This is a genomic window from Streptomyces albicerus (assembly GCF_008905045.1).
Lineage (GTDB): Bacteria > Actinomycetota > Actinomycetes > Streptomycetales > Streptomycetaceae > Streptomyces > Streptomyces albicerus.
The window spans coordinates 25263-44755 of sequence record NZ_VWMY01000034.1; the positions used below are offsets into that span (position 1 = coordinate 25263).

Annotated in this window: 14 protein-coding genes and 2 pseudogenes; 8 read left to right on the forward strand and 8 right to left on the reverse strand. The window is 70.0% G+C overall.

The window, feature by feature from the left end:
* Window positions 1-39: 39 nt before the first annotated feature.
* Complete coding sequence (locus GAS53_RS29320; protein ID WP_151480737.1) at window positions 40-708, reverse strand: response regulator; 669 nt, start codon at window positions 706-708, stop codon at window positions 40-42.
* The gene (locus GAS53_RS29325) at window positions 705-1886 is read right to left on the reverse strand and encodes a sensor histidine kinase (RefSeq protein WP_151480738.1); all 1182 of its coding nucleotides are present in this window, start codon (window positions 1884-1886) and stop codon (window positions 705-707) included. Before GAS53_RS29325 ends, GAS53_RS29320 begins: the two co-directional genes overlap by 4 nt.
* Window positions 1887-2031: 145 nt before the next feature.
* Between GAS53_RS29325 and GAS53_RS29330 the strand changes: the two genes are divergently transcribed.
* Window positions 2032-3351: an AI-2E family transporter gene (locus GAS53_RS29330; RefSeq protein WP_151480739.1), complete on the forward strand. Its 1320-nt coding sequence runs from the start codon at window positions 2032-2034 to the stop codon at window positions 3349-3351.
* Window positions 3352-3677: 326 nt separating this feature from the next.
* On the opposite strand, the gene GAS53_RS29340 is transcribed toward GAS53_RS29330, so the two are convergent.
* Window positions 3678-3920: a hypothetical protein gene (locus GAS53_RS29340; protein WP_151480740.1), complete on the reverse strand. Its 243-nt coding sequence runs from the start codon at window positions 3918-3920 to the stop codon at window positions 3678-3680.
* A gap of 107 nt (window positions 3921-4027) precedes the next feature.
* Window positions 4028-4354: a hypothetical protein gene (locus GAS53_RS29345; RefSeq protein ID WP_151480741.1), complete on the reverse strand. Its 327-nt coding sequence runs from the start codon at window positions 4352-4354 to the stop codon at window positions 4028-4030.
* A gap of 433 nt (window positions 4355-4787) precedes the next feature.
* On the opposite strand from GAS53_RS29345, the gene GAS53_RS29350 reads away from it, so the two are divergent.
* Both GAS53_RS29350 and GAS53_RS58445 read left to right on the forward strand, forming a co-directional pair.
* A complete protein-coding gene (locus GAS53_RS29350; RefSeq protein ID WP_151480742.1) occupies window positions 4788-5690 on the forward strand; it encodes a sigma-70 family RNA polymerase sigma factor family protein in 903 nt (300 codons plus the stop codon).
* A gap of 188 nt (window positions 5691-5878) precedes the next feature.
* A pseudogene (locus tag GAS53_RS58445) lies at window positions 5879-5944 on the forward strand (TetR family transcriptional regulator); the annotation flags it as partial.
* Between the two features lie 144 nt (window positions 5945-6088).
* Here the strand turns inward: GAS53_RS58445 and GAS53_RS29360 are convergent.
* The gene (locus GAS53_RS29360; protein ID WP_151480743.1) at window positions 6089-6952 is read right to left on the reverse strand and encodes a 3-hydroxybutyryl-CoA dehydrogenase; all 864 of its coding nucleotides are present in this window, start codon (window positions 6950-6952) and stop codon (window positions 6089-6091) included.
* A 48-nt stretch (window positions 6953-7000) separates the two neighbouring features.
* A complete protein-coding gene (gene icmF / locus GAS53_RS29365) occupies window positions 7001-10231 on the reverse strand; it encodes a fused isobutyryl-CoA mutase/GTPase IcmF (RefSeq protein WP_151480744.1) in 3231 nt (1076 codons plus the stop codon).
* Between the two features lie 311 nt (window positions 10232-10542).
* Here icmF and argG point away from each other — a divergent pair, with 311 nt between their 5' ends.
* Window positions 10543-11988 (forward strand): argininosuccinate synthase, encoded by a 1446-nt coding sequence (gene argG, locus GAS53_RS29370; protein WP_151480745.1) that lies wholly within the window; start codon window positions 10543-10545, stop codon window positions 11986-11988.
* Between the two features lie 393 nt (window positions 11989-12381).
* Here the strand turns inward: argG and GAS53_RS56620 are convergent.
* Window positions 12382-12492 (reverse strand): annotated as a pseudogene (locus GAS53_RS56620) (alpha/beta fold hydrolase); the annotation flags it as partial.
* Between GAS53_RS56620 and GAS53_RS55385 the strand changes: the two are divergent.
* From GAS53_RS55385 to GAS53_RS29390, 4 genes are all read left to right on the forward strand, one after another.
* Complete coding sequence (locus GAS53_RS55385; RefSeq protein WP_192583336.1) at window positions 12472-12645, forward strand: hypothetical protein; 174 nt, start codon at window positions 12472-12474, stop codon at window positions 12643-12645. The pseudogene GAS53_RS56620 and the gene GAS53_RS55385 sit on opposite strands and share 21 nt — an antisense overlap.
* Before the next feature lie 118 nt (window positions 12646-12763).
* Window positions 12764-16657, forward strand: a complete 3894-nt coding sequence (locus GAS53_RS29380) for an nSTAND1 domain-containing NTPase (protein ID WP_151480746.1) — start codon at window positions 12764-12766, stop codon at window positions 16655-16657.
* Between the two features lie 157 nt (window positions 16658-16814).
* Window positions 16815-18272: a polysaccharide deacetylase family protein gene (locus GAS53_RS29385; RefSeq protein ID WP_151480747.1), complete on the forward strand. Its 1458-nt coding sequence runs from the start codon at window positions 16815-16817 to the stop codon at window positions 18270-18272.
* 170 nt (window positions 18273-18442) lie between these two features.
* Window positions 18443-19012 (forward strand): TetR/AcrR family transcriptional regulator, encoded by a 570-nt coding sequence (locus tag GAS53_RS29390; protein ID WP_151480748.1) that lies wholly within the window; start codon window positions 18443-18445, stop codon window positions 19010-19012.
* A gap of 191 nt (window positions 19013-19203) precedes the next feature.
* On the opposite strand, the gene GAS53_RS56625 is transcribed toward GAS53_RS29390, so the two are convergent.
* Window positions 19204-19493, reverse strand: a 290-nt coding sequence (locus GAS53_RS56625; protein WP_225859170.1) for a hypothetical protein, incomplete at its 5' end; no start/stop codon positions are given.

A 19493-nucleotide genomic window follows, 5' to 3' on the forward strand; every position in this document is an offset into this window, starting at 1 on the left:
CATTCCGTTCGCCGGCGGAACCACACCGGTATCACTCCCTCAGCCTTCCCCTGCCCTTACCAGTCCCGTCTCGTACGCAAGCACTACCAGCTGTGCCCGGTCCCGTGCCCCGAGCTTGGTCATCGCCCGGCTCACGTGGGTCTTCGCGGTGAGCGGGCTCATGAGCAGTTCCCGACCGATCTGCTCGTTGCTCAGCCCGGCTGCGACCAGCGCCATCACCTCGCGCTCCCGTTCTGTAAGCACCGCCAGCCGCTCGGCACCCGCAGCTTCCGGGCGCCTCAGCCGGGCGAACTCCTCCACCACCGAGCGCGTGACGGCGGGAGCGAGGAGACCCTGCCCGGCCGCGACCGTGCGGATCGCCGCCCGCAGCTCGTCCGGCTCGATGTCCTTCAGCAGGAACCCCGCCGCGCCGTGCCGCAGCGCCTCGAAGACGTACGCGTCGACCTGGTACGTGGTGAGCATGACCACGCGTACGGCGTCCAGGGCAGGGTCGGCTGCGATGCGGCGGGTGGCCTCGATGCCGTCGACGGCGGGCATGCGGATGTCCATGAGGACGACGTCGGGCCGGGTCAGCCGCACCGCCTCCACGGCCTGGGTCCCGTCGGCCGCCTCCGCGACCACGACCAGGTCGTCCGTCAGGTCCAGCAGGGCGCGGAAGCCCGCCCGTACGACGGTCTGGTCGTCCGCGAGGACCACGCGCACCGTCATGATCGCTGCCCTCCGTTGTCGCCGCGGGCCGGGAGTTCGGCCCGCACCCGGAAACCGCCGCCGGGTACCGGCCCGTAGTCGATCGTGCCCCCGGCCGCCGCTGCCCGCTCCCGCATCCCGACCAGCCCGAAGCCGCCTGTTGCCGGTGACGGTGACGGCGGGCCGTCGTCGACGACCTCCACCGTCAGCCGGCCGTCGCCCCGGACGACGGACACCGCCGCGTGCCGGGCCCCGGAGTGCTTTACGACGTTGGTCAGTGCTTCCTGCACGACCCGGTACGCGGCCAGCCCCACCACCGGCGACACACCGTCCGGCTCTCCCTCCCGCCGGAGCGTGATCTCCACATCGCCGCCCGCGAACCGGTCGACCAGCTCTGCGAGTCGCGCGATCCCCGGCGCCGGTTCCACCGGATCGCCCTCCGGCTCGCGCAGCACGGTGACGGTGGCGCGCAGCTCCCGTACCGCTTCCTTACCCGCCTCCCGCACCTGCCGCATCGCCGCCCGGGCCACCTCGGGCTTCACGTCGAACGCGTCCAGCGCCACGCCCGCCTGCACAGTCATCGCCGCGACAGTGTGCGCGACGACGTCGTGCAGCTCGCGGGCGATCCGCACCCGCTCCTCATGCACCCGGCGCGCCGCCTCCCGCTCCCGGTCCTCCTCCGCACGGACGGCCCGGGCGGCGTACTCGGCCTGCAACTGCCGCCGCGTACGCACCACTTCACCCAGCAGCAGCGGCACCAGCGGCCACAGCATCTCCAGCACAGCCAGCCCCTGCGGGTTCACCACGTCGTTGCCCACCCACAGCGCAACTGCACCCGACGTCAGGGAGGCGATCAGCCCGGTCCGCAGGGTGCGGCGACGGTCGCCCTGCACCGCGACCGTGTACAGCGCCACGATCACCGGCAGGTTCAACAGCTCCCCGATGTGCCCGTACAACGCCCAACCCGCACACGCCGCCCCCGTCACCACCGCGACCGCCACCGGCCACCTCCGCCGCCAGAACAGCGCAAGCAGCGACACCGCCAGCAGCAGCCAGGTGAACCAGTCCGCCTGCCGGTACTCCGGTTGGTTCGACGCCGCGTCCAGCCCGGTGAACCACGCGACCACGGCCACCACGAGGAGATCCACGGACCTCGGCGAAAGGTCCCGCAGCCAGGCACTCAGGCGATCGAAGGACATCACCTCCCCACCGTATGAGCGGGGATGCCCGAGCGCGTACGACAGCGGGAGTACCCGCACGCGCCCCGACGCGTCACGCAGGGCCGATCCACGAAGAAGCAGGGGCGGCGTCCAGCCCCAAAGCGGCGTGGGCGAGACTTGCCCGGTGGCAAGCACAGACGAGACCAGCCAGGCCGCCCCGCACGCGTCTGAAATCGACACGCCGCCGAGCCCTCAGCCCCCGCCCGAGCCAGCCCCCGGGCCCGGTGCGCGCATGCCGCGCTGGCTGCCGCGTGCCCTGGTTCTGGCGCTCGCGCTCGTCGCCGTGTTCCAGCTGGCCGGTTGGGCCTTCCACCAGCTCCTCGGCCTGCTGATCAACGTCCTCATCGCGTTCTTCCTCGCCCTCGCGATCGAGCCCGCAGTGAGCTGGATGGCCTCCCGCGGCATGCGCAGGGGGCTGGCCGCCTTCCTGGTCTTCCTCGGCCTCGTGATCGTGACCGCCGGCTTCGTCACGCTGCTCGGCTCCCTGCTCGCCGAGCAGATCATCAAGATCGTCGAGGACTTCCCGGCCTACCTCGACTCCGTCATCAACTGGATCAACACACACTTCGACACCAAGCTGGAGCGCGTGGACGTCCAGGAGGGCCTCCTCCGCTCCGACTGGCTGCGCGACTACGTCCAGAACAGCGCCACCGGCGTCCTGGACGTCTCCACCCAGGTCCTCGGCGGTCTCTTCCAGCTGCTGACGATCACGCTGTTCTCGTTCTACTTCGCCGCCGACGGCCCCCGGCTGCGCCGCGCGCTGTGCTCCGTACTGCCGCCCGCCAAGCAGGCCGAGGTACTGCGCGCGTGGGAGATCGCTGTCAACAAGACCGGCGGCTACATCTACTCGCGCGGACTGATGGCGCTCGTCTCCGGCATCGCGCACTACATCCTGCTGCAAGCACTGGGCGTGTCTTACGCGCCCGTGCTCGCCGTCTGGGTGGGCCTGGTCTCGCAGTTCATCCCCACCATCGGTACGTATCTCGCGGGCGCCCTGCCGATGCTGATCGCCTTCACCGTCGACCCCTGGTACGCGCTGTGGGTGCTGATCTTCGTCGTGGTCTACCAGCAGTTCGAGAACTACGTGCTGCAGCCCAAGCTGACCGCGAAGACCGTGGACATCCACCCCGCGGTCGCCTTCGGCTCGGTCATCGCCGGCACGGCCCTGCTCGGTGCCGTCGGCGCCCTGATCGCCATCCCCGCGGTCGCCACGCTGCAGGCCTTCCTGGGGGCGTACGTGAAGCGGTACGACGTCACAGACGACCCCCGCGTCCAGGGACACCGGAGCAGCAGCTCCAGCACAGGCCTCGTCACGCGCGTCAGCCGGTTGCGAGAGCAGAAGTCCGGAGAGAGGGCAACGGCAGAGTCTGCAGAGGGCTCCTCGTCGGCGGACGGCGGGAAGGAGGAAGCGCCTCACCGCACGGCCGCTTCGGGCCGCGCGTAAGCGACTCCCTGCGGACGCGCGGTCGGCTGCCACTATTCCGCTGTGGTCGACAACAGTTGGTGGATCGGTCTCATCACCGGTGGGACGGCTGTGGTCGCGAGTCGGTCACCGGCCGAAGTGCCACCAGATCCGCGCGGGTGCAGGCCGATGACGGTGGTGACGGCGCCTGCGGAGTGGCGTAAGAGCGCGCCGACCGCCAAGCCGAGGATCAGCCGCATGGTCGTCGGCCTTCCAGCCCCGTTGGGGCCGAGAGAGCCGGTCACCCGGCCGGGCCGGACCGTCAAGGACAGGTGGTCGACAGCGGTCTTGTTGCCGTACCGCTCGACTCATTGGCGAGTCCGGAGTAGCGGATGCGGCACGGACTGCCCGTCGACTCCGGACTGACCGGACTGCGGTTGCGTGCCGCCGACGCGAGCCGAGCGGTTCGTGAGGACCAGTCGGAGGACGATGATCGCGGCGCCGGCGGCCGCCCCGAGGCACACGGCGATGAACGCGTCAGGGACCCAGGTCATCACCTGGCCCAGGCCCATGCGGCCCGCGAGCTGCGTCAGGGCGATCCAGGGCAACACGCCCGCCAGGCACCAGAGGGCGGTCCGGGTGGTGCGGCACAGCGTTGAGGCGGGCGTGGGTGGGCGACGCAGGAGCAGTGCCGAGCGTCCGGCCGCCAGGATCAGGGCTATGGCCAGGGCCGTGACGCCCCAGACGGTCGGGTAGTAGCCGGACGCGGTGACTGCGGGCGGGGCCGGCCGGCCGCGAGTATGCGGACGGCGCCGAGGCCGACCTGCATGACCGCTTCGTCGTGGAGGAGACCGTACAAGTTCTGCTCGAGCACGAGAGCAGTGTTCCGCTCCGGCAGCAGGAACAGCATCGCCGAGTAGCCGGGGGCCGCGCCATGGTCGTCCACGCCGTCGGCGAGCGCGGTCGGTATGCCCCACAGGAGCTGATGGCCTGGGGGCAGATTCCGTTTGCGGGCCGATGCCTGGTCGACGATGGCACCGTTCATGCCCGCCGGGTTGAGCACGGCCTGAGGGGTTCGCCGTGTCGGAACGCTGGTTGCACTGTTCGGTCATCGAGGCAATGAACGTGTGAGATAGCGTGACGCCCGCCGTCGGCGAGGACGAAGGCTCCCCGGTGGCGCCCCGCTCAGGCGGGACACACGGAGGTCCGGCGGCTCGTGCCGACGGCTCCGCTGCCCGTATTCCTTCCTCGGCTCCCCCGCCCGTCACCTGGCCCGGCGCGGGCGTGACCGGATGGCCGCAGGCATGCGATGGCCGAAAGGGGAAAGCGTATCGGCGTCCCCTCACACCAGACGGCTCACGTGACCACACTATGGGCGCCGTGGAGGGACATGGGAGTCCCACTCTGTGCATGCCCTCGCTTCCTGGAAGACTACGGCGGCCGCACGGTGTGGAGCCGCACGAAAGGGAGGTTGCCGTATGGATGATGATGGGGTGGTGCCGATCGCGGAGCTGGTTGATGAGCGTCGGCATCTGCTGGAGGTCGCGCTCCGGCTGCTGGGCAACCGTGGTGACGCGGAGAGCGCCGTGGATGAGACGTACCGGCTGTGGTATGGGCTGTCCGAGGCGCAGCGCGGCGGTATTCAGTCGCCGAGAACTTGGCTGGCGAGGGTTGCCAGCGACGTCTGCCTCACCCGCCTGCCCCCGGCACGCGTCGCCGGAGACACCGGCCCCGACGCGGAAACCGACGAGGAGCAGGCGCGAACAGACGGGAAGCCGGTCGCCGCGGCTGAGGCAGCGACCGAGGACGCGAAGTCGACGAGGCACACGCTGCTGGAGGCGTTGGATTCCCTGTCCCCGGCCGAGCGCACGGCGTTCGCGGTCAACGACGGTCGCGCGGCCCTCCGCGGCACAGTGGCCGACAGTGCGGAACGGACTGGTCGGGAGCACTCCGAGGCCACCGGCCAGGCGCGCCAGAGGATGCGGGAGCGGCGGTCGCAGCCCGCCGCACGCCAGGATCACGATGCCGTGGTGCACTCCGTCCTTCGCGCATGGGAATCCGAGGACGGCGCCGGTCTGGAATCCCTGCTCTCACCGGATGCCACGGCGTACTTCGACGGCGGCGGCAAGGTGAGGGCTCCCACCGCTGCGATCCGCGGCAGCCGCCGGGCGGCCCGCAGCCTGGTGCATCTCCTGCGCCGGCACCCGCACACCACGCTGACCCCCCACTCCATCAACGCCCGGACCGGCCTGGTCGCCCGCTACCACTCACACGTCGCCGCCATCATCATGCTTGGCATCTCCGACCGACGTGTGACACAGATCTGGGTCATCCTCAACCCGGACAAACTCCGTCCGTGGAACCGGGACGTCCAGACCTGACGCAACCGCCCCTTGCCGCATCCGGTCCGGCACAACGTTGTGAGCGCAGGAAGCCCTCATGGCTACGTCACCGTGGCCGGTTCGGTGCACGGTGACCGCGGCGGGTTCCCGACCTCGGCAAGTCCGCACAGTTCTGCATCGGTTGACACGGCGATCACCACGCACCACGGCGCGAGCTGGAGGCGTCGATGGGTGAGATCGCCCAGCGAGCAGGCCTCGCCAACGGCACGGTCTTCCTGCACTTCGGCTCCAAGGAGGACCTGCTCGGGGGCACACTCGCACCAACAGCAAAATGCGCTCTCACCCGGCACGACCGTGTCGTACTGTCCAGCGCCACGCGCAGCCCGCCGAAGTCCTCCGGGCCGCAAGACGACCGGGCCGGCCCGCGGAGCGGAACGTCAGGCGTCGTCATAGGTGTAGAAGCCGCGGCCGCTCTTGCGGCCGAGGTGGCCCGCTGCGACCATGCGGCGCAGCAGGGCGGGCGGGGCGTACAGCGGTTCCTTGAACTCCTCGTACATGGACTCGGCGACCGCTTGGGCGGTGTCGAGGCCGATGAGGTCGAGCAGGCGGAGCGGGCCCATGGGGTGGGCGCAGCCGAGTTCCATGCCCTGGTCGATGTCGTCGGGCCGGGCGGCGCCGGTCTCCACCATGCGTACGGCGCTGAGCAGGTAGGGCACGAGCAGGGCGTTGACGACGAAGCCGGAGCGGTCGGGTGCCTGGATGGCCTGTTTGCCCAGTTGCCCGGCGAAGTCGCGGGTGCGCTGCAGCGTCTGCGCGCTGGTGGTGAGCGCGGGGATGACCTCGACCAGCTGTTGCACGGGCACGGGGTTGAAGAAGTGCATGCCGATGAGCTGCCCGGGCCGCTCGGTGACGACGGCGAGATCGACGATGGGGATCGAGGAGGTGTTGGTGGCCAGGATCGCCGCGGGGTCTTCGACGGACTTGTCCAGGGCCCGAAGGACGTCGGTCTTGATGTCGCGGTTCTCGGCGACGGCCTCGACGACGAACTGGCGGTCGGCCATATCGCTGAGGTCATGGGTGAAGGAGAGCCGGGCCAGGGCCCGGTCTCGCTGTTCTTCGCTGAGCTTGCCGCGCCGTACGCCCCGGTCGAGGGAGGCGGTGAGACGGCGGCGGCCCGCCTCGACGGCGTCGTGGGTGGCTTCGGCGACACGGACGTCGATGCCGCTGCGGACGGCGACTTCGGCGATGCCGGAGCCCATGAGGCCGCAGCCGACGACACCGAGACGGGTGACGGGATCCATCTGAGGTCCTATCTGATGAGTAGCTGCCGGGTGGTTTCCGGGGGCGGGTCAGACGTTGCGGCGGTACTGGCCACCGACCTCGAAGAAGGCCTCGGTGATCTGCTCGAGCGAGCAGACCCGGGCGGCGTCCATGAGGACGGCGAAGACGTTGTGGCCGTTGACCGCCGCGTCCTTGAGGGCGGCCAGGGCGGTGTGCGCCTCGTCCCGGTGGCCGGTCTGGTAGTCCCGCACGCGCTCCAGCTGCGACTGCTTCTCCTCCTCGGTGGCGCGGGCCAGCTCGATGACGCCGGGCTCGGCGGTGTCCGCGTGCGGGTTGCGGAAGGTGTTGACGCCGATGATCGGCAGGGTGCCGTCGTGCTTGCGCTGCTCGTAGAGCATCGACTCGTCCTGGATACGGCCGCGTTGGTAGCCGGTCTCCATGGCGCCGAGCACGCCGCCGCGTTCGCTGATCCGCTCGAACTCGCTGAGCACGGCCTCCTCCACAAGGTCGGTGAGTTGGTCGATGATGAACGAGCCCTGCAGCGGGTTCTCGTTCATGGCCAGGCCCCACTCCCGGTTGATGATCAGCTGGATGGCCAGGGCCCGGCGCACCGACTCCTCGGTGGGGGTGGTCACCGCTTCGTCGTAGGCGTTGGTGTGCAGGCTGTTGCAGTTGTCGTAGATCGCGATCAGCGCCTGGAGCGACGTACGGATGTCGTTGAAGTCCATCTCCTGGGCGTGCAGGGAGCGTCCGGAGGTCTGGACGTGGTACTTCAGCTTCTGGGACCGCTCATTGGCGCCGTACTTCTCCTTCATCGCCACGGCCCAGATGCGGCGGGCGACCCGGCCGAGCACGGAGTACTCGGGGTCCATGCCGTTGGAGAAGAAGAACGACAGGTTCGGGGCGAAGTCGTCGATGTCCATGCCGCGGGCCAGGTAGGCCTCGACGTAGGTGAAGCCGTTGGCCAGGGTGAAGGCGAGCTGGCTGATGGGGTTCGCCCCGGCCTCGGCGATGTGGTAGCCGGAGATGGACACCGAGTAGAAGTTGCGGACCTTGTGCGCGATGAACCACTCCTGGATGTCCGCCATCATCCGCAGGGAGAACTCGGTGGAGAACAGGCAGGTGTTCTGGCCCTGGTCCTCCTTGAGGATGTCGGCCTGCACCGTGCCGCGCACGTTCGCCAGCGCGTACGCCCGCAGCTCGGCCACCTCGTCGGGCGACGGGTCGCGGCCGTCGGCGGCGCGGAACCTTTCGACCTGCTGGTCGACGACGGTGTTGAGGAAGAACGCCAGGATGGCCGGCGCGGGCCCGTTGATCGTCATGGAGACCGACGTCGTCGGCGCGACCAGGTCGAAGCCGTCGTAGAGCGCCTTCATGTCCCCCAGCGTCGCCACGGACACTCCCGAGGTGCCGACCTTCCCGTAGATGTCGGGACGCTCGTCCGGGTCACGGCCGTAGAGGGTGACCGAGTCGAAGGCGGTGGACAGACGGGTGGCCGGCTGGCCTTCGGAGAGCAGCTTGAACCGCCGGTTGGTGCGGAACGGATCGCCCTCACCGGCGAACATCCGCGCCGGGTCCTCGCCGTCGCGCTTGAAGGGGAACACCCCGGCCGTGAACGGGAAGTAGCCGGGCAGGTTCTCCCGACGCCAGAACCGCACCAACTCCCCGTGCTCACTGAACGCCGGCAGCGCCACGCGGGGCACCTTGTTGCCCGACAGCGACTCGCGAGTCAGCTTGGTACGGATCTCCCTGTCCCGGACCTTCACGACCTGCTCGTCGCCGGAGTACGAGGCCACGACGGCGGGCCAGTTCTCGATCTGCTGCCTGACGTCGTGCGGGAGCTGCGTACGGGCGTCCTCCAGCAGCGACGACACGTTCCCGGCGTCGGAGCCGGCCGCGACGAGCTCGCCCTGGACCGCGTCCAGCCGCTGCACCCGCCGGGCCGCCTCGGCCAGCCGCTCGGTCTCGGTGTGGTAGGTGCGGATCGTCTCGGTGATCTCTGCGAGGTAGCGCACCCGGTCCGCGGGCACCACCTGCCGGATACCGGAGGAGTGGCGTACATCGACGGGCGCCAACGTGCCCTCGGAAAGCGTCAGCCCCTTTTCGCCCAGGGCCGTCTGCACGTACTGGTAGAGCGCGGTGACACCGTCGTCGTTGAACGTGGCCGCCGAGGTGCCGAATACGGGCATGTCCTCGGGTTTCATACCGAACGCCTCGCGGTTGCGGACCAGTTGGCGGCCCACGTCGCGCAGCGCGTCCTTGGCGCCGCGCCGCTCGAACTTGTTGATCGCCACGACGTCGGCGAAGTCGAGCATGTCGATCTTCTCCAGCTGCGAGGCGGCGCCGAACTCCGGCGTCATCACGTACAACGAGGTGTCGACGAACGGCACGATCGCCGCGTCGCCCTGGCCGATGCCCGGCGTCTCCACGATCACCAGGTCGAATCCGGCGGCCTTCACCACGTCGATAACGTCGGACAGGTGCTCGGGCAGCTCGCGGCTGCCGCGGGTGGCCAGGCTCCGGAAGAACACCCGGTTCCCGTCGAGGGAGTTCATGCGGATCCGGTCACCGAGCAGCGCACCGCCACCGCGGCGGCGGGTCGGGTCGACCGCGATCACCGCGATGCGCAGCTTGTCCTGCTGGTCCATGCGGAACCGGCGCACCAACTCGTCGGTCAGTGACGACTTCCCCGAGCCGCCGGTGCCGGTGATGCCGAGCACCGGCGTGGCCCGGGCCGTAGCGGCGGCGCGCAGCTGTGCCCCGAGGTCCGCGGGCAGCTTGCCGAGTTCCGCACCGGTGATGGCGCGGGCGATCGCGAACCGGTCGCCGGCGAGGACGGCGGCCGCGTCGGTCGGCTTGCCGTCCCAGAGGTCGAAGTCGCAGTCCTGCACCACGGAGTTGACCATCCCGGCGAGGCCCATCCGCTGGCCGTCCTCCGGGGAGAAGATGGTCACTCCGCTGTTGCGCAGCCTGGCTATCTCCTCGGGCACGATGACGCCGCCTCCGCCGCCCACCACACGAATGTGCTCGGCTCCCTGCTGTCGCAGCGACTCGACCAGGTACTCGAAGTACTCGACGTGTCCGCCCTGGTAGGAGGAGACCGCCACACCGTGTGCGTCCTCCTCGAGCGCCGCGTCCACGACCTCCTGCACCGACCGGTTGTGTCCGAGGTGGATCACCTCGGCACCCTGGGACTGGAAGATCCGTCGCATGATGTTGATCGATGCGTCGTGCCCGTCGAACAGGGCCGACGCGGTGACCAGACGGACAGGGTGCACGGGACGGTGCAGATCGCTCATGGGGGCCTTCCCAGGCAGATCAGGGGAATGCTGGCTCCAGAGATACTAGGACGTCCTAGTAAATTGCAGGAGGTGATGACGGTGTGAGCAGAAGCACAGGGAGGCGTACACGGTCCCGATATTCGAGGGCTTGCCCGCCGGAGCGGCCGACTGACCGTCCATCAGGCCATTGCACTCCCCCAGCCACCACCGGAACTCATCGCACAGTCGGCGGACCAACTCGGCACGACTGCACCGCCCCCGGGAGGACCCGACGACAGAGACCCCGAACGACCATTGCATGATCATGCGTGAAGATGCATACTCTTCCTATGTCTAAGGTCCTCACCTCCCTTCCCGTCGGCGAGCGCGTCGGCATCGCCTTCTCGGGCGGCCTCGACACCTCGGTCGCGGTCGCGTGGATGCGCGACAAGGGCGCCGTCCCGTGCACCTACACCGCCGACATCGGCCAGTACGACGAGCCGGACATCGCCTCGGTGCCCGGCCGCGCGAAGACCTACGGCGCCGAGATCGCGCGCCTGGTCGACTGCCGCGCGGCGCTGGTCGAAGAGGGCCTGGCCGCGCTCACCTGCGGGGCGTTCCACATCCGCTCGGGCGGGCGCGCCTACTTCAACACCACGCCGCTCGGCCGCGCCGTCACCGGCACCCTGCTGGTCCGGGCGATGCTCGAGGACAACGTACAGATCTGGGGCGACGGCTCGACCTTCAAGGGCAACGACATCGAGCGGTTCTACCGCTACGGCCTGCTCGCCAACCCGCACCTGCGGATCTACAAGCCCTGGCTGGACGCGGACTTCGTGACCGAGCTCGGTGGCCGCAAGGAAATGTCGGAGTGGCTGCTCGCCCACGGCCTGCCCTACCGCGACAGCGCGGAGAAGGCGTACTCCACGGACGCCAATATCTGGGGCGCCACCCACGAGGCCAAGACCCTGGAGCACCTGGACACCGGTGTGGAGACCGTGGAGCCGATCATGGGCGTGCGGTTCTGGGACCCGTCGGTCGAGATCCTCACCGAGGACGTGACGATCGGGTTCGACCAGGGCCGCCCGGTGACGATCAACGGCAAAGAGTTCGCCTCCCCCGTCGACCTGGTGATGGAGGCCAACGCCATCGGCGGCCGCCACGGCATGGGCATGTCGGACCAGATCGAGAACCGGATCATCGAGGCCAAGAGCCGCGGCATCTACGAGGCGCCCGGCATGGCCCTGCTGCACGCGGCGTACGAGCGCCTCGTCAACGCGATCCACAACGAGGACACCCTCGCCCAGTACCACAACGAGGGACGGCGCCTGGGCCGGCTGATGTACGAGGGCCGCTGGCTCGACCCGCAGGCGCTGATGGTGCGTGAGGCGCTGCAGCGCTGGGTCGGCGCGGCCGTCACCGGCGAGGTGACGCTGCGGCTGCGGCGCGGCGAGGACTACTCGATCCTCGACACCACGGGCCCGGCGTTCAGCTACCACCCGGACAAGCTGTCCATGGAGCGCACCGAGGACTCCGCGTTCGGCCCGGTGGACCGGATCGGCCAGCTCACCATGCGCAACCTCGACATCGCCGACTCGCGCGCCAAGCTGGAGCAGTACGCCGGGCTCGGCCTGATCGGCACCGCCCATCCCGCCATCGGTGCCGCCCAGGCGGCCGCGACCGGGCTGATCGGCACCATGCCGGAGGGCGGCGCCGAGGCCATCGCCTCCCGCGGCGAGGTCTCCGACGACGACGAGATGCTGGACCGCGCCGCGATGGAGTTCGGCACGGACTGACCGGCTCCGCCGGGCGGAAGACTCGGCGCACCCCTGAGTGGATGCAGCACAGAAAGGGCCGGCTCGGCGCCGACGGTGTCGAACCGGCCTTTCCCGTTATCCAGGGCCGGTGGGCCGTGGGGGGGACGGGAACGTTGACGGAGCGAGGTGTGCCCGCCAGCTCCTGCGTACGGCCAAGTCAAGCCGGGCGCCTTTCCACCGCCGCGCACCGCATGAATGGGCGACCAGGCCGATGACGAGCCGCCGGCTGAGCAGGGAGAGATGAACCCCGGCAAGTCGCGACAGTACCCGGCCGTGACCATCCCGGCCGGGTACACACGTCCCGCTCAGGGCTCGGTGCGTACGGCCCCAGCCGGGCGCCGGTAGGGCGTGCAGGACGGTGGCGCGCGACCGTCAGTCGGCATCGTCGAGGACCTTGCGCAGCTTGCGCGCGAAGGCCTCAGGCTGCCCGGCACAGCCGAATTCGCCCCCGAGGAAGCCGCCGTGGTGGCTCGGGAACACCGTCGCCAGAGGGACGCCGCCGCGGGCGTCGAGCGGACCATCCGCACGTACCCCGACACGGCCACCGCTGCCGGCTCCGACGCGCCCTGCCGCACACGGACCAGGGTCCCCGCCGACCTCGCCGCCGCCTCCCTCACCGCCAGGGACCGCGGCTGACTCTCAGGAACGGGGTGTCGTGGGCAGCCTCACGCTGGCCACGATTGCGGGGGGATCGGGTGAAAACGTAGCTTGAACGCCTGGCCGTTCGGGTCGATGCATGTGAAAGGTGCTCCCGGTGGGACGACGTGAGAAGCCGGTCGACCCCGGCGCCGGTCCCATACAGCGGCTCGCACACGATCTGCGCGTCCTCAGGGAGAAGGCCGGTAAGCCGCCGTACCGGGAGATGGCCGAGCGGGCGGGCTACTCCATCACCGCGATGTCCCAGGCGGCGGCCGGTGATCAGCTGCCTTCCCTTGCGGTGGTGCGGGCGTACGCCGAGGCGCTGGATGCCGACCCGGACGAGTGGGAACGGCGCTGGCGGGAGGCGGACGCCCAGGTCCGGGCGCCCGCGCCGGACGAGAGGCCGCCGTACCGGGGGCTGGCCCGTTTCGAACCGGACGACAGCGATCTGTTCTTCGGCCGGGAGACGCTCGTCACCGAACTGGTGGAGTTGGTGCGTGAGCACCGCTTCGCGGCGGTGTTCGGGCCGTCCGGCAGCGGCAAGTCGTCGCTGCTGCGGGCGGGACTGATTCCGAGGCTGCGGCAGGCGGCCGGGGCGGAGCGGCCGGCGGTGATCCGTGTGCTCACCCCGGGTGAGCGGCCCGCGCGTACGCACGAGAAGGCGCTCGTCCCGCGGGACGGCGACGGGGAAACCTGGGTGATCATCGATCAGTTCGAGGAACTGTTCACCCTGTGCCACGACCGCAAGGAACGCGACCGGTTCCTGGACCTGCTGCTCGCCGCCCGGCGGCCGGAGAGCCGACTGCGCGTGGTGATCGCGGTCCGTGGCGACTTCTACGGGCACTGCGCCGGCCACCGTGAGCTGGCCGAGGCCGTCTCCCGGGCCAATCTGCTGGTCGGGCCGATGACTCCGGACGAGCTGCGCGAGGTGATCACCGGCCCGGCCACCTCCGCCGGTCTGAACGTGGAACGTGCTCTCACCGCCGAGATCATCGGCGAGGTCGTCGACCAGCCGGGCGCGCTGCCCATGCTCTCCCACGCACTGCTGGAGACCTGGCGCCGCCGCCGCGGCCGGTTGCTGACTCTGGCTGCGTACAAGGAGACAGGCGGTGTACGTGGCGCGATCGCCGGCACCGCGGAGCAGGTGTACGGCGGGCTGTCGGCGGAGCAGGGGCGTATCGCCCGGCGCATCCTGCTGCGGCTGATCGCTCCCGGATGGGGGTACACCCGCTCGGGCGAGGTCGAGAGTGGGGGAGGCACGGCCGACACCCGTCGCCCGGCGTCCCGGGCCGAACTCGGCAGCGATGCGCGGGATGTGCTGGAACGTCTCGTCGTCTCCCGTCTGGTCACCCTGGACGGCGACACGGTGGAGCTTGCGCACGAGGCGCTGATCACCGGCTGGCCGCGCCTCGCCGGCTGGATCGAGGAGGGCCGGGACCGACTGCGCGCGCAGCGTCGGCTCGGCGAGGCGGCTCGCGTCTGGGAGGAGCTGGAACGCGACCCCGGGGCGCTCTACCGAGGTACACGGCTGGCCCGGGCCGAGGAGCTGTTCGCGTGGCAGCCGGACGACGGCCTCACGCGGCCGGAGCAGCCGAACGACGACGCCACCCGACACGGGCACCGGAACGACGATCTCGCCCGCGAGCCGAACCAAGGCCTCATCAGGGTGCAGAACCAAGAGTTCACCCGGCAGCCCGACGACGACCTCACTCCGCTGGAGCGGGCCTTCCTCACCGCTTCCCTCGCAGCCCGGGACGCCGAGCGGGAGGCCGAGACCCGCACCGCACGACGGACGCGGTCCCTGGCCGTAGGTCTGTCCGTGTTCCTCGTCCTGGCGCTGGCCGCCGGCCTGATCGCCTGGCAGCGTGACCGGGTGAGTGAGGAAGAAGCCGCCAAGGCCGCCGCCCGCCGCCTGGCCAACGTGGCCGACAGCCTGCGCACCACCGACCCCCGTACCGCCGCCTTGCTCGGCGTCGCGGCGTGGAAGATCGCCCCGCTCACCGAGTCCCGCTCGGCACTGCTGGGAGCTCTGGCGCAACCGGAGCGCGATGCCTTCACCGACCCCCTGGCCGGGAAGGGCGTCCGGCGTTTCCTCGCCGATGGTGGCCGGACCCTGCTCAGTGTCGACGGCACCACGGTGACCGCCCGGAACGTGGCCGACCACAAGGTCACCGCCGCCCACCGCCTGCCGAGCGGTACGGAGGTGGGCGATGTCGGGCCCGACTCCCGGTTCCTCGACGTCATCGGGCCGGACGGGGCCGAAGAGCTGTGGAACCTTCCGCAGGGCAGGTCCGCCGCCGAGTTGGGCGACGCTTCGCTGGAGGCCAGCGCGTCCGACGGGAGCACGTACCTCACCGGGCCCCCGGACGGCCCGGGTACGGTCCGGCTGCACCGTACGGAGGACGGCAAGGCCCTCTTCACCACCGGCCTCACGCGCACGCTCTCCACGGCGGCCGTCGGCCCCGGCGGGCGTCTGCTCGCGCTGTGTCCCGCCGAAGGGCCGCTCGAGCTGTGGGACACCGCGGACGGCAAGCAACTGCCGGGAGACTGGGAGAAAGCGGACAAGACCCTGTGCGGCACCGGCTCCGGCGCGGACAACGGCCCGCGCCTGCTGCGGTTCAGCGCGGACGGCCGACGGCTGGCCGCCGCCTACAGCACGGACGCCCGGATCTGGGACGTCCGCAGTGGACGCGCGCTCGCCGAGTTCGCCAGTGGCGGGATCACCGGCTTCACCCAGGCCGCTCTCTCCCCCGACGGCGAGTTCCTGGCCACCGCGGACGATCACGAACTCTCCGTATGGCGACTGGCCAACGGCGGCACACAGGTCTTTGACCGACCGCTCTCGAAGGATGCGGCCACCGGGCTGACCTGGGACCCGGGCAAGCCTCGGCTCCTGCGCTACCTCGACAGCGCCACGGTCCACACCTTCGACCTGACCGACCGTCTCAGCCCGCGGTGGCAGAGCACTCCGGCCGACGCGAGCGTGCTCAGTCCGGACGGCGCCGCCCTGGCCACCGTCACCCGGTCCGGCGGCGGCTACCGTTTCGAGCTGCGTTCCTCGCGGACGGGCGCGGTCCTCGCCCGCGCGAAGCTCGGCGCGTTGCCGAGCCTTTCCGACGAGGAGATCCCCCGGCTGGCCTTCAGCCCGGACGGCCGTGCACTGGCCGTCGCCGACACCGCGTCCTCGGGCGGCTCGCTGCGGCTGCGCTTCACCGTGTGGGACGTACGGGAACATAAGGTGCGTACGGTCTTCGAGACCTCGGGCGCTGCCGACCGTCCGGTCACCTCCCTCACCCTGGGGCCCACCGGCCGGACACTGCTGGCCGTCCGCTCCGCCACCCACAGCGACAGCTACGGGACGGAGATCTGGGACACCGAGAACCACCGGCGGTCGGGGACCATGCAGGGCTTTTCCGGGGAGGCACTGGCCGCGCGGCCGGACGGAGATCTGCTCGTGGGCTCCGACGACCAGTACGCCGATCCAGGAACCGGAGACGTGACCGGGCGCGCGCTCGCCGACGGCCGCCAGGTCACCGCGCTGACGTTCAGCCCCGACGGCACCCGGCTCGCCGTCGGCGACTCCACCGGGCACGTCACCCTGTGGGACGGCGACATCCGGCACCGTACGGGTGCACTGACCGGTACCTCCGACACGGCCACCCAGGGCGAGCCGGAAGGGGTGGGGGCGCTCGCCTTCTCCTCCGACGACGGCACGCTGGCCGTGGGCGGCGCGGGCGGGACCCTGCGGCTGTGGGACACCGAGGGCCAGCAACTCCTCGGGACGGACCTGCCCACGCCCGGCGACACCATCCGCTCCCTCGCCTTCGCCGAGGACGGCGGCACGGTCTACGCCAGCGGTCCCCAAGTACCACTGCAGCGTCTCCCCGTCGCCCCGGACCGGGCCGTCCGCACCATCTGTGCGCGCACCGGTGGCGGACTGACCGAGGCACAGTGGCGGACCTACGTCCCTGACGCGCCGTACGAGCAGGTGTGCGCCAAACGCAACTGAAGTGTTTGGAAACAGCAGAAAACGACCTTGAACTGATTGTTCAGGGTGGCTCTGCGTGTCGCTGAAAAACGCCTCTGCCCTGAACGATCGATGACCAGAACGACCGCGACGTCCCGTCGGCGACGTCCGCCCATCTCCTCAGTCAGGTTCTGGTCTCATGCGCACTCGCACTCTGCTCCCTTCTCTTCTACTGCTCGGCGCCCTCTCCTTCACGGCGGCCTGCTCGTCCGGATCGGACGGCTCCTCGGGTACCGGATCCGCCGACGGGCGGCCCGGATCCACCCCCGGATCCACCCCCGGTCCCTCGCCGGTCCGCAGCGTCGATCCGTCGAAGATCAAAGGTCTGCAGATCGTCAGCGACAGCAGCGAGCAGAGTTCCTGCCCCTTCGCGACGAGTTATCCGGACGTGCCTGGTGCGGAGGCGATGACGGCCGCGATGAAGAAGGACGTGGAGGAGCGCCTGGCCGGCTTCCGCTCGGGGGTGTGCGAGGACGGATCGGGGGACGCGGAGGGCCGCGAGCTCAACATCAGCCATTACTTCCTGGTCGCCTCCGGTGACGTGCTCGGCGTACGGCTCAGCACGCAGGACCACAGCGGCACCGGGTCAGGGCTGTCGACCAGGACGTACTGGTACGACGGCAAGGCCGGCGCGTACCGCACGGCCCTCGGACTCGTCGCGGAAGGTTCACGGGACGCCTTCGTCGCTGCCTTGAAGGATCAGCTCAAGGGGCGCGAAGGCTTCGACGCCGCCCTCTTCGACGACACGCTCTCCGCCCCGGACTCCCGCACCGCCCTCATGGACGACATGGTCTTCACCGCCGACGGCGGACTGCGGGTGACCTTCGACCGCGGCGAGGTCGGCGTCCCGCCCGCCGGGACCTACGTCGTGTCCCTGTCCAAGGAGACGATCACCCCCTGGCTGTCCGGGTTCGGAAAGCGTGTCCAGCGGCAGACCGTGACGCCCAGCCGTTCGATCGACCTGGGCGCGGCAGACGTCTCCGAGCCCGCCGTCCCCACCCACACCGCTTCCGGCGACGACGACACCGACTGCAAGCAGGTCAAGTGCCTCGCGCTGACCTTCGACGACGGTCCGGCGGCGCCGGAGACCGGGACCCTGCTGACCTACCTGGCGCAGTACAAGGCACGCGCCACCTTCTTCACCACCGGCCAGAACGTCGCAGCCCACCCCGACCTGGTCCGCGCCGAAACGAAAGCCGGCCACGAGGTCGGAAACCACTCCTGGAACCACCCCGACCTCACCAACCTCACCCCCGAGCAGATCGCCTCCCAGCTGAACCGCACCAGCGACGCCATCAAGGCCGCCACCGGCAAGGCCCCCACGCTCTTCCGCCCGCCCTACGGCGCGATCAACGCCCAGGTGAAGGCCGCGACCACGCTCTCGCCGGTGATGTGGGACGTGGACACCGAGGACTGGAAGTACCGCGACGCGGCCAAGGTCGCCCAGACCGTCATCGACAAGGCGCAGCGGAGCGACGTCGTCCTGATGCACGACATCCACTCCACCTCGGTCGCCGCGGTCCCGCAGATCCTGCGCACGCTGACCGCCCAGGGCTACCACTTCGTCACTGTCAGCCATCTGCGCGCCACCCTCTGACCACGTGAGCAGCGCGTGACGGCCGGAGGTGTTCCCCTCAGGGACGTCGCCGAGCCTCAGGTCGGGCTTCAGGCGTCCGCTCGGCTGTGGGCGGCGCCGGATACCACCCCGGGCACACCTTTGTAAACCGATCGGTTTTCATTCCGATGGAATCGAGTTAACCTCGCAGTGTGACCACCAAGGCGAAGCAAAGTCCCCGGGAGCGGCTGCTGGACGCGGCGGCCACGCTCACCTACCGAGACGGTGTCGGCATCGGCGTCGAGGCGCTCTGCAAGGCGGCGGGGGTGTCCAAGCGCTCCATGTACCAGCTGTTCGAGAGCAAGGACGAACTTCTCGCGGCGAGCCTGGAGGAACGCGCCTCCGCCTACGTGGCGAGGGCCCTGCCCCCGGCGGACGACGACCGTTCACCCCGCGAGCGGATCCTGCACGTCTTCGAGCGGGTGGAACTGCAGGCGGCTGCGCCCGAGTTCCAAGGCTGTCGGTACCTGGCTGTGCAGATCGAGCTGAAGGACCAGAGCCACCCTGCGAGCCAGGTGGCACACCGGATCAAGGGAGGGCTGACAGCTTTCTTCCGTTCCGAGGCCGAACAGGGTGGCGCGAGCGACCCCGATCTGCTGGCCCGGCAGCTCAGCCTGGTCTTCGACGGCGCCAGCGCCCGTGCGGGGATCGGAGCCGACAACCTGACGGGGCTCATCGCACCCACGGTGGCCACCCTGCTCGACGCGGCAGGCATGCGCTGACGCATCGCCGTTCCGGGCACCTTCGGTGCCTGATGTGCCCTCCGAGCTGATGCCGGTCTCGGGCAACCGGCACGGACGCTCACCGATCTGATCATCGCCCCGTGCGTCGATGGCTGCCGCGATGACGCATCCCTGCTTGGCAATCGCCTCGGTAGAGGTGCCGTAGTAGCCCTTGAGCGCGAACTCGGCGATCACAGCGCGGGGATGACACTCTCGCGTCTCTCCTGCCTGCTCATCCGGCCCGTGCCGCCATGTTGGCGGGCATCGGTCAGCTCAGCCCGAAGACAGCCGGTGACGTGTGCCCGGCACCAGTTCCCTGCTTGAGCTTGTGGATGGAAACCGATCGGTTTACAGTGAGGCGAGGCGAAGAAACCGATCGGTTTCTCTTGAGTTCGGGAGTGCATGATGACGACAAATCGGCCGGTGGCACTGGTGACAGGTGCGTCATCCGGCATCGGGAAGGAAACCGCGCTCGCGCTGG